Source organism: Shouchella shacheensis (genome assembly GCF_001484965.1).
In the GTDB taxonomy this organism is placed as follows: Bacteria; Bacillota; Bacilli; order Bacillales; family Bacillaceae_D; genus Shouchella; species Shouchella shacheensis.
In genome coordinates this window covers 345,905-360,032 of sequence record NZ_LLYY01000003.1, presented here as the reverse complement: position 1 = coordinate 360,032, position 14,128 = coordinate 345,905, and the positions used below count along the sequence as shown (strand labels likewise).

Here is a 14,128-nt window from a genome sequence, read left to right as displayed (position 1 = left end):
CTTTTGAAAACAGACTAAGGCTTGCGCTTCGGCATCCATTTTCGATCATCGTTTGTCGTTTCCGGAAACTTTTCGCCAGCAACAAGGTCAACCGATTTTGGGTCAGCCACCATGTCTCCCGTTTCTCCAATCTCTACATAAATTCCGTTATTTGGCGCTCGATCTCCTGGATTAAACTGCTTGTTATGCCCCATCGGCCATCCCTCCTTCAGGCTATTAGCATAACCAGAGGAACGCCGTTCTATCAGCCCATCACTGCAGCTAGAACCGCTTTTTGCGCGTGAAGTCGATTCTCCGCCTGATCGTAGACAAAGGAGTGAGTGCCATCAATCACTGAGGCTGTGACTTCTTCCCCGCGGTGCGCTGGCAGACAATGAAGAAAGATGAACTCAGGGTTGGCGTAGCTGATGAGCTCCTCATTGACCTGGAAGGGGGCGAACACTTTTTCACGCTCGCTCTGTTCGCCTTCATAGCCCATGGACGCCCAGACATCAGTGTAGATCACATCCGCTCCTGAAACAGCCGCCTTTGGATCGTGAACAGCCTCAATATGTGCGCCCGTTTCTTTGGCAGCTTCCTTCGCTCTTGCCAGAATCTCTTTATCCACCTCATAGCCTTTTGGAGAAGCCACCGTGACATTCATGCCGACTTTCGCCCCTGCAGCAAGCAGGGAGTGAGCGACATTGTTGCCATCCCCCATATAGACGAGCTTTAGCCCTTTGAGTGTCTGCTTCTGCTCATAAATCGTCATCAAGTCAGCAAGGGCCTGACAAGGATGGAACGCGTCGGTCAATGCATTGATGACGGGAACGCTGGCGTGCTTTGCCAACTCAGCCACCATCTCATGTGAATTTGTGCGGATCATAATGCCATCGAGGTAGCGAGAAAGCACATTGGCTGTATCCACCACTGGCTCGCCACGTCCGATTTGCAAATCACGAGGGCTTAAAAAGAGCGCGTGTCCTCCAAGCTGTGTCATGCCGACTTCAAAGGAGACCCTCGTTCTCGTTGAAGCATTTTCAAAAATCATGCCGAGCGACTTGCCCGCTAAGTGTTGGTGGGGTTCGCCGTTCTTTTGTGCCGATTTTAAGGCAAAGGCTTCCTCAAGAAGCTGTGCTACTTCGTTTGGAGAGTAGTCCAGCAATGTCAGTAAATCTTTTCCGGTTACATTTATTTTTGTCCCTTTCATGTCTTGACTCTCCCTTTTTACGTCGTCGCATGGAGCGTTTGATTTTGCCATTCGGCAATGCTTCGACAAGATTTCATGTATGGTTGAAAATAAGAAAGCATCGCCTCGAGCGTTTCTCTCTCTGTAATGACGGTTAGACGTTTAGTGAGAGCGGCGATGCGCATCTCTTGGCCTGTTCGCTCCCCTTGAGAAGGAACGCTAATCAGCGCACACGCATGAGACGTCTCTATCCAGTCTTCAAAATGCTTGTAAACAAAGGCAAAGCCCAGATTCTCCAGCTCCAATAGCACGGGCCCAAAATTCTCTTTCTCTTCCTCACAAATATCCACAAATACCGTTCGCTTACCGCCTTGCTTATAGATGCTCGGTAGCGTCTCAGCCGGAGCAAACGCTTTGGCAAAGGCTTCATCCAGCGAATCACTGATCGCGAGCAGTTCTCCGGTCGACTTCATCTCCGCGCCTAACAGGGGATCAAGACCTGCAAGCTTACCGTACGAAAACACGGGGGCTTTCACAGCCATAACCGACGAGGCGGAAGGCGTTTCTTTGAGTCCAAGCTCTGCTATCGCGGCTCCTAACAGAAGCTGCACCGTGTAGGTAATCAACGGAGTGCCATACACTTTTGATAGGAGCGGTACCGTCCGCGAGGCTCGTGGATTGACTTCTATCACGGCGATTTTTCCTTCATGAACCACAAACTGGATGTTGAAAACACCAACATAGTTCATGCTTGTGGCGATCTGCTTCGTGTACTGGACCAACATGGCCTGAGTGGCTGCACTAAGCGTGTGAGGCGGGGTGACGGCAAGACTGTCTCCTGAATGTACGCCCGCCTTTTCCACATGTTCAAACATGCCGGCGATGTAGACATCTTCTCCGTCTGTCAGCACATCCACATCCAGCTCTTTTCCCGGCCAGTAGGCATCAATCAAAAGCGGGAATAGGCCGTCATGTTCATGCTTTTTCACATAGGCATGAAATTCCGACTCGCTGCCGATCAATTGAATCCCCTGCCCGCCAATGACGTAGGAAGGGCGGAGAAGTACCGGGTAACCAACAGCCGCAGCTTTCGCTAGCGCAGCTTTCGCGTCTAAGGCCGTCTCCCCTGGGATGTGGGGCACGTTTGCCCGATTCATGAACGCATAAAAACGTCCTCTGTCTTCCAGCTCATCAATGGTGTCGCTCGTCGCACCGTACACTTTTATCCCCGCTTCTTCCAAGCCTTCTACAAGAGAAATCGCGGTTTGCCCACCTAAGCTGACAATCACGCCTTCCACTTGTTCAAGCTCAGCGACATGGAGCACATCCTCAACCGTCAATGGTTCAAAATAAAGGCGATCGGCCGTCGCATAATCGGTGCTAACGGTCTCTGGGTTGTTGTTTATAATAATCGCCTCATAGCCAAGTGCTCGCACGCTGTTGGCCCCGTGGACCGAACAGTAATCGAATTCAATCCCTTGCCCGATTCGGATTGGCCCCGACCCAGCGATAAGAATTTTCTTACCAGCACTTGGGTGCGCGTCCTGCTCCCCATGCCAACTGGAATAAAAGTAGGGCGTTGCCGCTTCAAATTCAGCCGCACAGGTATCGACCATTTTATAGACAGGCGCAAGGCCCCAAGTCTTGCGCCTACCGCGGACCTCCTTCTCATCCACTTCCCAAAAATCGGCAAGCACCTCATCGGTAAATCCGGCAGCTTTTAACTTGAGCAGCTCTTCTTTTGATACGTCTGCCAAGATCCTCTCCTTAGCTACCGCCTCAAGTGTGATCAGCTTTTGAAAACTGTTTAAGAAAAAGAGATTGATTCCTGTTTCCTGATGGAGCTCATCGACACTCACGCCGCGGCGTAAGAGTTCAAAGATCGCGAACAGTCGCACGTCGTCAGCCTGCTTTACATGTGTCCATAAGGCTTCTGATTCAGTCCTCTCAAAAGCTGGACAGCTTAACCCTTTGGTTTTAATTTCAAGCGAGCGAATTGCTTTTTGTAGCGCCGCCTCTAAGTTGCGCTCAATCGCCATTACCTCTCCAGTAGCCTTCATTTGCGTTCCAAGGGAGCGATCGGCGTCGCTGAATTTATCAAACGGCCAGCGCGGAAACTTGACGATACAGTAGTCCAACGCCGGTTCAAAGCTTGCGTACGTGTGACCGGTCACTGGGTTCTTGAGCTCATGGAGCTGGTAGCCGATCGCGAGCTTCGCGGCCATTCTAGCAATCGGGTAACCGGTCGCTTTGGAGGCGAGAGCCGATGAGCGACTGACGCGCGGGTTCACCTCAATCAAGTAGTACTGGTCGCTGTAAGGATCAAGGGCAAACTGAATGTTACAGCCACCGACGATCTCTAGGGCGCGGATGATTTTCAAGGAAGCGCTCCGCAGCAATTGATAATCCCGATCCGTCAACGTCTGCGAGGGAGCAACAACGATCGAGTCCCCCGTATGAATGCCGACAGGATCAATGTTTTCCATGTTGCAGACCGTGATGCATGTATCGTTGGCATCACGCATGACCTCGTACTCCACTTCCTTAAACCCTGCGATGCTCTTTTCCACTAAGCACTGGTTGATTGGGCTAAGCGCGAGGCCGTTTGCGACAATCGTGCGTAGCTCTTCTTCTGAGTGAGCAATCCCTCCGCCTGCTCCACCGAGCGTGTAGGCCGGTCTTACAATGATTGGATAACCCGCGTCCTCTGCAAATTGCAAAGCGGATGTTTGCGTCGTCACAATGTCACTGTCCGGGACCGGCTCCCCCAGTTCATGCATCAACGCGCGAAAACGCTCCCGGTCTTCGCCTTTGCGAATCGATGCAACCTGAGTTCCGAGCATTTTGACGCCGTATTTTTCGAGAATGCCTTCTTCCTCTAGCCTCAGCGCTAAATTCAAGCCGGTTTGTCCGCCAAGCGTCGCAAGCAAGCCGTCCGGTTTCTCTTTTTCCATGATGACTTCTACGCTCTCAAGTGTCAGTGGTTCAAAATAAACGCTGTCCGCACAGGCTTCGTCTGTCATCACGGTGGCCGGGTTGTTGTTAAGCAAAATTACGCGAATGCCCTCTTCTTTTAACGCGAGGCATCCTTGTGTGCCTGCATAGTCAAATTCAGCTGCCTGCCCGATCACAATCGGTCCTGAGCCGATGACAAGTACGGACTGTATGTCGTTGTTACGCATAGTGATGCTCTCTCCCTTTGCTGTGCAGCTCTGTTAAAAATGTATCAAAAATTTCGTCTGAATCGCTTGGCCCTGGGTGGGCTTCAGGGTGGAACTGTACGCTTCGGATAGGGAGCGACTCGTGCTCTAGGCCCTCAAGCGATCCATCGTTTACGTTATGAAAGCGAGGAAGAAGACCTGTGCCAGCGAGCGATTCTTCTTCCACCACATAGCTGTGATTTTGCGAGGTCATGTAGACGCGCTTGGTTCTGGCATCGAGCACCGGCTGGTTCGCCCCGCGATGACCAAAAACCAGTTTTTTCGTATTCCCTCCAAAGGCGAGGGCAAGCAGCTGATGACCGAGGCAGATCCCAAGCGTCGGATAGGTTTCGGCGATTTGACGAAACGTCGGAAGCTGCCGGAGAAGCTGTTTAGGATTCCCAGGTCCATTGGAAAGAAGCACCGCATCCGGGGCTAGCGTCTGTAATTCTTCAAGCGTGGTTGTGTAAGGCACAACCGTTACGCGTGTGCCCTTCGCGGCTAGGGCGTGAGCAATCGAATGCTTGTAGCCGAAGTCATAGAGCACGATATGAGTGGCGGCATTACGCAACCCGTAATGGACAGGCTCCTTGACGCTCACACCTTCGATCACTTCTTTTGATTCAAGGGCGGGAGTGGCCTGCACATCGACATTTTCGGGCGTCGTCGTCAGGATCGCTCGCATATCCCCGTTCGCGCGAATCCGCTTCACAATCGCCCTCGTGTCTACCCCTGTCAAGAAAGGAACCCCCTTCTCCTTCAGGAAACGCTTGGCATCGACTTCCTTTTTATAGTGGGAGGGCGTCTCGGAAATCTCGCTTGCAATGACCCCCTCGACTTGCGGGACAACACTCTCATAGTCATCGGCATTGACGCCATAGTTGCCAATCAGAGGATATGTGAAGACGACGATTTGGCCTTTAAAGGAAGGGTCCGTCATGACTTCCTGATATCCTGTCATTCCTGTGAAAAAGACAATCTCCCCGTGAACATCCTCCTCGCCATGCCACTCTCCTGCAAATACTTCGCCTGACTCCAGCACCACATAGCCTTTCATCTCTCCACCACCTACACTTCATTTATGTTTATTCTACAATACGTATAAAAATTCAATTCTGTGTAAAAAAAGGGCCCCTTCTCAGAAGAGACGGATTAGAGGTTAGAGCGTCACGGCCTGCTCATGGAGAACCTCTGTTAAAATCGAGAGGGCTTCTTGACAGTCCGCCTCTGTCACCGTAAGTGGCGGCAAGACCCGAATCACATTCGGTCCAGCTGGCAATAGCAGCAACCCCTTTTTCTCGCATGCTTCGATGTAAGGAGCACAGGCCTCTGTAAGCTCAATCCCAATTAGAAATCCTTGGCCACGTACTTCTCGAACGATCTTCGCCGCTTTCAGCTGTTCCCTAAGATCGGTGATAAAGACCTCGGCCTTCTGCGCGATTTCTGCTAAGAAGCTCTCCTTTGTAAGTTCATCGATAACGGCAGAAACGACGGCTGCTGCAAGCGGATTGCCACCAAACGTCGACCCATGAGAGCCCACACCAAAGCTTTCTGCAAGATTGGCTTTTCCGAGCATCGCACCCATAGGAAAGCCATTGCCAAGCCCTTTGGCTACCGTAACGATGTCAGGGTTAAGTTGGAAATGCTCATAGGCAAACATTTTCCCTGTGCGACCGACCCCTGTTTGAATTTCATCGATGATGAGAAGAACACCCGTTTCCTGGCAGAAGGACTGCAGTTCCTTGGCAAACGTCTCTGACATGAGGTGCACGCCGCCTTCTCCCTGAACGACTTCAATCATAATCGCTGCTGTTTCATCAGTGACCGCTGCCTTTACGGACTCGATATCATTAAAGGACGCAAACGAAAACGAGGAAAGCATCGGGCCAAAGCCTTCATGGACTTTTTCCTGGCCAGTCGCGGCCATAGCCCCCAGGGTTCGCCCGTGAAACGATTGCTTCATCGCAACGATGTGGTGCTTCCCCGTCGCTTTTCGCGCAAGTTTGATCGCGGCTTCATTCGCTTCCGTCCCGCTGTTACAAAAGAAAACGTGGTCGCAGACACTTGCGTCGGCCAGTTTTTTGGCGGCTTCTTCCTGTACGTTGTAATGAAACAAGTTGGAGGCATGCCAGAGCTTGCCGGCCTGTGACTGTAACGCATCGACAACAGCTGGATGCTGATGACCAAGATTGCAGACCGCAATTCCTGCGATAAAATCCAAATAGCTCTTCCCATCCTCTGTATACAACCAGGCGCCTTTTCCTTCCTTCAACGTTATTGGCTTTTTAATATAGGTTGGAAATAGGTGACTCACTTTTACCCCTTCTTTCCTTCAATCACTGGTTAATGACTTGCTCTGTAGCAACAATTTTCGTTCCTGCTTCTGCCTCGAAACTCTCCGCTCCGCTCACAATTCGCACTTGCTTTAGCTGTTCAGTGAGACAGCGCATGGCTCCTTGCACTTTCGGGATCATGCCGCCGTAAATCGTGCCATCGGCAATCATCGCTTCGATGCTGGCGGTTGTCGCGAGCGGTAGGTACTCTCCGTCTCTTTGTATCCCGTTCACATCGGTCACAAAGACAAGCTCATCGGCACCAAGCTGACTTGCGATGGCTGCGGCGGCGGTATCCGCATTGATGTTGTAATGGACAAACGCCTCGTCCATCCCCACCGGGGCGATGACTGGAATCACGCCCTGTGCGAGAAGCGACTGTAACAGAGAAGTGTTCACTCTTTTGACATCACCGACAAAACCTAGCTCTTCCAGGCTTTGCGGCTCTGCTGTTAGCAGATGCCCGTCACAGCCGGAAAGACCAATCGCCTCTGCTCCTGCTTCATAAAGTTGGGTCACAAGCTCCTTATTCACTCGCCCGCATAAAACCATTTCAACCGTTTCCAGCACGGGTTTCGTTGTTTTCCGCAGCCCGTTCACAAACTCCGATTTAATCTGCAAGCTCGCAAGGACTGCATCAATGTCCGGGCCGCCTCCGTGAACGAGGACGATGCGGTCTCCGTCTTGCTTACAGCGAGCGAGACTAGCAAAGAACGATCGACTTAGCGAGGCAAGCGTACTGCCTCCAACCTTTACAACAATCGTTTGACTCAAAACCCCTTCCTCCTCGTCTACGTACGGTATCCCGCGTTAATTCGAACATAGTCATATGTTAAATCGCAGCCCCACGCTTTTCCTTCCCCGCTGCCGAGATGCAGATCAACGTCGATGACGATGGTCTCTTCCTGTTGCATGAATCTAGAAAGTGCTTCATCACTGGCTCCTGTTGGCTCGCTCTGAGTCAGTGTGGCGTACGGACCGATGGCAATGTCAATCGTCTCAGGGTTGATATGACACCCGCTGTAGCCAATCGCGCAGATGATTCGCCCCCAGTTGGCATCCGTGCCGTAGACCGCTGTTTTCACCAAATCCGATCCGACGATTTGCTTGGCGATTTTTCCCGCCTCTTCGTTGTCATAGGCCCCTTGAACACGCACTTCAATGAGCTTGGTCGCTCCTTCTCCGTCTCTGGCAATCTTTTTCGACAACTCCTCGCAACAGGCGCGCAGACCTTCATAGAAATTCTCCCAGTCTGGGTGCTCTGGCGTGAGCGTTTCATTTCCTGCAAGGCCGGAGGCAAGAACGAGTACCATGTCATTCGTCGATGTGTCCCCATCAACGGTAATACGATTGAACGTCTCATTCGTAATCGAGGAAAGCGCCTGTTGCAAAACGTCTGGCTCAATCGCAGCGTCTGTTGTCACAAAGCCAAGCATCGTTGCCATATTCGGATGAATCATGCCTGAGCCTTTCGCCACGCCCCCAATCGTGATCGTTTGTTGATCCACTTCTGTTTGCAGGCAGACATGCTTTGTCGTTGTATCCGTGGTTAGAATTGCCTCGGCGAATGACTGATCTCCCTCCTCATTTGGAACAAGATGCGTCACGCCCTCACGAATGTGAGCCATCTTGAGCATCTCGCCAATGACCCCTGTGGACGTAACCGCCACTTGATGCTCTGGAATATCAAACTGCTTCGCCGCAAGTGTGCGCATTTCGTAGGCATCCGCTCTCCCTTGCTTGCCTGTGCACGCATTGGCATTCGCGCTATTCACAAGCACCGCCTGAATTTTACCGCCTGAGGCTAGGGACTCTTTCGTGACTTGAAGTGGAGCCGCCTGAATCTGATTTAAGGTGAACACACCTGCCGCACTCGCAGGTACAGCGCAAGTAATTGCCCCTAAATCAAGGCGCTTTCGTTTTAAGCCGCTATGTACCCCGGCCGCTTTGAACCCTTTCACGCTTGTGATCGAGCCACCCTCTATTTTTGTTAAAGCCTTGGACTGCTTTTTCTGTTGGACTTTCACTGTTTCACCCTCCACCTACGGATACACCGGAGCAAGCGTCAAACCCGCCTGTTCCTCGTAGCCCTTCATAATGTTCAAATTTTGAATGGCTTGCCCGGCGGCGCCTTTAACGAGATTATCAATCACCGAAGCAACCGTCACCCGCCCTGTGCGCTCATCCAGCGCAATACCGATGTCACAGAAGTTACTGCCATAGACGTCCTTTGTTGCTGGGGTACTACCGGCTTTGCGAATGCGGACAAACGACTCGTTTCCATACGCCTGAGCATAGCGCTCGCGAATTCGTTCCTCCGTCACTCCTGGTTTGACCTTTGCATACATCGTTGCCATAATCCCTCGTACCATTGGAACAAGATGGGGTTGGAAGGAAACTGCCTCTTGCTCACCACTCCATATGTGCAGCTGCTGCTCAATTTCAGGTGTATGTTTATGCGTTTGTACTTGATAAATTTTAAAGTTCTCGTTCATCTCACTGAAGTGAGTGATCGCAGAGGGACTCCTGCCCGCCCCTGACGTTCCTGATTTTGCATCGATGACAAGCGAGGAGACCTCAATGTCGTCTGCCTGCACGAGCGGCGCAAGCCCTAAGAGAACCGCTGTCGGATAGCAGCCGGGATTGGCCACCACGCTCGCGCTTTTGATCGTTTCCCGGTTCCACTCACTGAGTCCGTACACCGCTTGTCGGATAAGCTCCTGGCTCGCAGCTGGGCGTTTGTACCAAGCTTCATAGATTGCTAGATCCTCGAGCCGCAAGTCTCCAGATAAATCAATCACGCTCACTCCTGCGTCCACAAGACTTGCTGAAATGTCAGCTGAGACTCCCGGAGGCGTCGACAAAAACACAGCCTCCACTTCGCTGGCTATTTTTTTGAGGTCCAGCGGCTGTAATTCTTGTTCAAACAACTCTGCGAACTGTGGATAGGCTTCATGAATAGGCAGACCTTCCTTGGATGATGAATAAAGCATAACCTCGTCGATTTCAGGATGGCCGTTCAATAGTCGTAAAAGCTCTGCCCCGCCATACCCAGTAGCACCGATAATACCAATGTTCATGACTCTTCCACTCCGTTTCTCGTTCTCGACCGTTTGATTTATCTCTCATTATAAGAGTGAATAAAAATAAATTCAACTGTATTTTTATTTTATTTTCGAGTGGTTGTTTTGGTGCCTGTGTTTTTCGGCAATTGTTGTGTGGATTTATTTGCTGCTCCTAAACCTTTCGGTGCAGCGTGAGGCTGCCTCCTTTTTCTGAAGGGACGCACGTGAATAACGGGCATAAGGAGGGGACCGACCGATAAGCGCAGGAGCTCTGCTTTCGCTGAGGACGTGATTGCGCTTGGCTTACATTTAGTAAAAAGAAAAGACGGCTCGCGAAATTCTCGCTTGCCGCCTTTTCTTTGTTATTCAACTGCCTCTAAAATATCCTCTACCATTTCTTCTTGATCCAGCTCAAGTCCATCGTAGCTGCGGATGATTTCGTGGTCCGGGTTGACAAGAAATAACCGTGTGGAATGGGTGATATCCTCGCTCCCCTCCACATGCTGAACCGGAACGCTAAACGCTTCAGATGCAAAGTTCGTGATGGTCTCAAAGTCATACCCAGTCATGAAGTTCCAACCGTTCAAATCGGCTCCAAGATTTTCTCCGTATTTCCTCAGTTGTTCTGGGTCATCGCGTTCAGGGTCTACGGTAAAGGTCACAAACTTCAGGTCTCCCCCCTCCTCCGCCATCGTTGCTTGAAGTCGCTGCATGTTGGGCTGCATCGTTAAACAAACCGTTGGGCAGTTGGTGAAGGCAAAATTCGCAATCCAGTAATCACCCTCTAGATCATCACTCCCGTACGAAGATTCGTATTGGTTCGTGTACGTAAACTCTGGAACTTCGAGTTCTGCCTCACTCATATCAAACTCTGAGCTGCCAGCCCCGACTTCATATAACCAGCCGCACCCCGCTAGCAAGGCAAGCAGGAGCAAAGCAGGAACCCCTTTCATCATTCGCATCTTTTTATCACCTCTTCATATCTTCTATATTTAGAGAATCGGGAATATCGCTAATCGATAACTCCCCTTCCTGAAACTTCTCTTTCTTCAACCACTGCTTAAAGACATAGCCGACCGTAATTCCGTAGACAATCTCCTGAAAGATTTTCATCATCACGCCTGCCAACTGCTGGTCCATCCGAGCATCTAATAAGGAAAGAGACTGCGGACTGCCAAAGGCCGCAGCGATCATTTCCGGACCAACGCCTGCCGGCAAACAGTAGGCCATCACCTGGGACCAAAACGCTGGGTCCGTGTACGTTTGGTACATCGCGTTTGGCGCAAAGATAATCAGTGCACACGCAGGGGTAATTAATAATCCGTTTGCAAAAATGTAGAAAATTCGTCTGAGATCCGGCAATTGATACCCGCTTGGCAAAGGGGCAAGCATATGCCACCACATCAGCGTCGCGCTCCCGAGCAAGATCCACTGGTAGCCACTATGCAAGAAAGGACTTTGCATAAGCGTGTCAAAGATAAACGGAACATGATAGAATGAGAACAGTCCATTAAAAAGAAGCAATGCTAGAATCGGATTCCAAAGGACATGTACAGCGCGCGCAAGCCTTGTGCCTTTATAGTTGCTCACCATTGCTTCAAGCGCCCATTTCGGGATGCCGAGTAAAAGGAGCGGGATCGCGACAAAATAGGCACATATCATTTGCAGCATGTGAATCGTCATCATGACATGCCCTGTTACATATAGAGGACTTCCCCACCCTAAATAAAGGGCGAATAGACCGAGACCAAATAAAGTCAGTCTTCCAATGGTCAACGGGACTTGTACACCTAATCGCCTTCCAACTTTGTGAATCATCCCTATGTAAGCCATATAAACCACTATAAGTAGAACAAGAAGCTCTGGTGTCCACAACGCTCGGAATCCAAGACTATCAAAAAGCGTTTCCATATCCGTAACCTCCTTAAGGTTGGGGACTAGGGGGAATGAATGGTGCATAGTCATTTTACTATAGCATATTCAAACCCCTTTTTTGGACCTTGTTTTACGTCATTTTTGTTACCATTTGTTAGAGAGGATGGAGCCCATGCTACCAAGACACTTGATTGCGCTTGATTTAGACGGAACTTTGCTTCCGAAAAATCAAGAGATTTCCCTGCGTACAAAAAAAGCGATTCAGAAAGCAAAGGAGCAAGGTCATGTCGTGGCCATTGCCACAGGACGACCATACCGTGCAAGCAAACGTTATTATCAAGAACTTCATCTCACAACGCCCATCATTAATTTTAACGGGGCGCAGGTTCATCACCCTCTTGATCCATCCTATCAAGCGACTCACGAAAGCATCGACTTGAAGACTGCTAGATCTTTGCTTACGATGTGCGAGGAGATCGATGCCTGGAACGTGATGGTTGAGGTTCGCGATGACTTCTATCTCGAGCGGCAAGAAGGCTTCTTTGCCGAAATGCTTACAAGCGGCTACACCCCACGCGGAACCGGTCGCTTGCTAGATCTTATTGATGCGCCGCCCACTGCGATACTTGTTCTTCCTCGTAAAGACGGCGCCGAACGACTTAAAAAGGCCCTAGACCTGCAAAACGCGGAAACCACTTTACAGCGCTGGTGGACTGGCGAGTTTAATATTGTTGAGATTGCGCCAAGACGGGTAACGAAAGCGCTCGGACTCCAAAAGCTCGCGAGCGAGTACGGGATCGCGCGAGAGCATATCATTGCCTTTGGAGATGAGGACAATGACATTGAAATGATTACGTATGCTGGCCAAGGAGTGGCAATGGCGAACGCGATTGACCCCGTCCTACAGGCCGCTCACTCAATCACTGCTAGCAACGAAGAGGACGGGATTGCTCTTTATCTGGAGAAAGCTCTTCGTCTCTAAAGTATCGCCAACCCACGCACGAAGCAAACACCTGTATGATTTTAGCTGATAAGGGAGGGAACCAGAGGCCACGCGACGCGAGCCAAACTGGTGTATAAGATGATTGAGATTTTTAAAGTACAGCAAGACGCATCGGATGTATTAAAACGGCAGCTCGCCGCTCTCTTTGAGCGACAACTGCACTCCATTGCCACACGCAAAGCTTATCTGCAAGTCGAGCAGACGATTGAACAGGCATTGGAGCCCCACTCACGCGCCCATTTTTTCGTCGTTCAGATGGACGGAGAAGCGGTGGCCTTCGCTTTCTTCAACGTTGCCCTCAGCTTTGAAAAAGGCGGCAACTACATTTGGCTAAACGAGCTCTATGTTGATGAGTCTTACCGGAACCAAGGCATTGCCAAGAAGCTTCTTCTTCGAATCATCTACTGGGCGGAGCAACAAAAAATTAAAGGCATCGAACTGGAGACCGGCATGAATAATGAAGCAACCAAAGCTCTCTACAATTCACTCGGTTTCTATGATGTCGTGTCCAAACGCTACAGTTTTCGATTCTAGGTAGAAGGAAAGCGCCACAATCCAATGGGAAGTGGCGCCTTTTTCTTTGAAAACTTAAGCAGTGCATGAGACCATCCATGGTTCCTCCCCCTATTTTTTAGGACTACGCTTGATGAGGGTGTATATGGATGACGCTCCACACCTAGAGGGAAGGGCTTGAAAAATATAAAGATTCCCCTATGCACCTGACGACTTCACTATGCCCATTTTTAACAAAACTAGGCGTTTTCATTCTTTTTTTTGCGCCTTCTACATAGGATAGAGCAAACTTCAAATTCAAACGTTCAGAGCTGGATGTCGAAAAAGGAGTGTATGGTTTATGCGCGATGCTTATTCCACGGTCGAATTTCAAGAAATTTCAATTAAAATGACGAAACCAGCGCTTCATCAGTTCATTAAACGTATGATGAGTCAGCATTATTCCCTCTATTGGCGCTATGACTCAAAAACAATTTATTTAATCATTGAACTCGGTGATTATGTACACGAACTTCCTTTTAAACGAAACGCTGATTTCCTGACGATGCACGCAAAGCTCCTCTACATTTACGATGAGACGCTTGCTTCTGCGCTCGAAAAGCTTCTGCAACATGAGAAGGGAACGGGCATTGTGAAACGGACAAGTGAGGGTCCCCTTTACATTACGTCGTATCAAGCTGGTGACATTGAATCCATGATTGAAATTGATGGGAGTGAAAAAGTAGTGATGAACAAAAACGGCTCAATGATTCAGTCCAAAGATGACGGAAAAACGCTTGGCCCGCAAACGATTTACAACATGATGAATCTTGAAATCGACTACGTCCTCATGGAGCTCCATGAATCGCTCCGTGCAGAAGACAAGACAAAAACCTCCCTCCATAAACAGCGACTCAAAAAACTTGTCACGCGACGCGAACAGGTAAAACAGCTGTTAACACCGTAACCCAAGGCTTCACTCTGCAAGCACG

Annotated in this window: 13 protein-coding genes; 3 read left to right on the top strand and 10 right to left on the bottom strand. The window is 50.1% G+C overall.

Annotated elements, in window-relative coordinates; translation table 11 throughout:
* Positions 1-14: 14 nt before the first annotated feature.
* The 10 genes from AVZ68_RS07905 to ctaG form a co-directional block, all read right to left on the bottom strand.
* Positions 15-194: a YjzC family protein gene (locus tag AVZ68_RS07905; protein WP_059103971.1), complete on the bottom strand. Its 180-nt coding sequence runs from the start codon at positions 192-194 to the stop codon at positions 15-17.
* 50 nt (positions 195-244) lie between these two features.
* The gene (gene argF / locus AVZ68_RS07900) at positions 245-1,189 is read right to left on the bottom strand and encodes an ornithine carbamoyltransferase (RefSeq protein ID WP_059103970.1); all 945 of its coding nucleotides are present in this window, start codon (positions 1,187-1,189) and stop codon (positions 245-247) included.
* A gap of 17 nt (positions 1,190-1,206) precedes the next feature.
* Positions 1,207-4,350, bottom strand: a complete 3,144-nt coding sequence (carB, locus tag AVZ68_RS07895; RefSeq protein WP_059103969.1) for a carbamoyl-phosphate synthase (glutamine-hydrolyzing) large subunit — start codon at positions 4,348-4,350, stop codon at positions 1,207-1,209.
* Positions 4,343-5,425 (bottom strand): carbamoyl phosphate synthase small subunit, encoded by a 1,083-nt coding sequence (locus AVZ68_RS07890; protein WP_059103968.1) that lies wholly within the window; start codon positions 5,423-5,425, stop codon positions 4,343-4,345. Before AVZ68_RS07890 ends, carB begins: the two co-directional genes overlap by 8 nt.
* A gap of 102 nt (positions 5,426-5,527) precedes the next feature.
* On the bottom strand, positions 5,528-6,682 hold the full coding sequence (gene argD, locus AVZ68_RS07885) for an acetylornithine transaminase (protein ID WP_059103967.1): 1,155 nt from the start codon (positions 6,680-6,682) through the stop codon (positions 5,528-5,530).
* Positions 6,683-6,704: 22 nt separating this feature from the next.
* Positions 6,705-7,475 carry an acetylglutamate kinase gene (argB, locus tag AVZ68_RS07880; protein ID WP_059103966.1) on the bottom strand — a complete coding sequence of 257 codons (771 nt, stop codon included), beginning with the start codon at positions 7,473-7,475 and terminating at the stop codon, positions 6,705-6,707.
* 17 nt (positions 7,476-7,492) lie between these two features.
* A complete protein-coding gene (gene argJ, locus AVZ68_RS07875) occupies positions 7,493-8,728 on the bottom strand; it encodes a bifunctional glutamate N-acetyltransferase/amino-acid acetyltransferase ArgJ (RefSeq protein WP_059103965.1) in 1,236 nt (411 codons plus the stop codon).
* A gap of 15 nt (positions 8,729-8,743) precedes the next feature.
* Positions 8,744-9,781 carry an N-acetyl-gamma-glutamyl-phosphate reductase gene (gene argC, locus AVZ68_RS07870; RefSeq protein ID WP_059103964.1) on the bottom strand — a complete coding sequence of 346 codons (1,038 nt, stop codon included), beginning with the start codon at positions 9,779-9,781 and terminating at the stop codon, positions 8,744-8,746.
* A 347-nt stretch (positions 9,782-10,128) separates the two neighbouring features.
* A complete protein-coding gene (locus AVZ68_RS07865) occupies positions 10,129-10,728 on the bottom strand; it encodes an SCO family protein (RefSeq protein WP_245628080.1) in 600 nt (199 codons plus the stop codon).
* A 7-nt stretch (positions 10,729-10,735) separates the two neighbouring features.
* Positions 10,736-11,677, bottom strand: a complete 942-nt coding sequence (gene ctaG, locus AVZ68_RS07860; RefSeq protein WP_059103963.1) for a cytochrome c oxidase assembly factor CtaG — start codon at positions 11,675-11,677, stop codon at positions 10,736-10,738.
* Positions 11,678-11,813: 136 nt separating this feature from the next.
* Here ctaG and AVZ68_RS07855 point away from each other — a divergent pair, with 136 nt between their 5' ends.
* From AVZ68_RS07855 to AVZ68_RS07845, 3 genes are all read left to right on the top strand, one after another.
* A complete protein-coding gene (locus AVZ68_RS07855) occupies positions 11,814-12,623 on the top strand; it encodes a Cof-type HAD-IIB family hydrolase (RefSeq protein ID WP_059103962.1) in 810 nt (269 codons plus the stop codon).
* Between the two features lie 99 nt (positions 12,624-12,722).
* Positions 12,723-13,178 carry a GNAT family N-acetyltransferase gene (locus tag AVZ68_RS07850; protein WP_059104043.1) on the top strand — a complete coding sequence of 152 codons (456 nt, stop codon included), beginning with the start codon at positions 12,723-12,725 and terminating at the stop codon, positions 13,176-13,178.
* A 319-nt stretch (positions 13,179-13,497) separates the two neighbouring features.
* Complete coding sequence (locus tag AVZ68_RS07845) at positions 13,498-14,103, top strand: YkzI domain-containing protein (RefSeq protein WP_059103961.1); 606 nt, start codon at positions 13,498-13,500, stop codon at positions 14,101-14,103.
* The last annotated feature ends 25 nt before the right edge of the window (positions 14,104-14,128 follow it).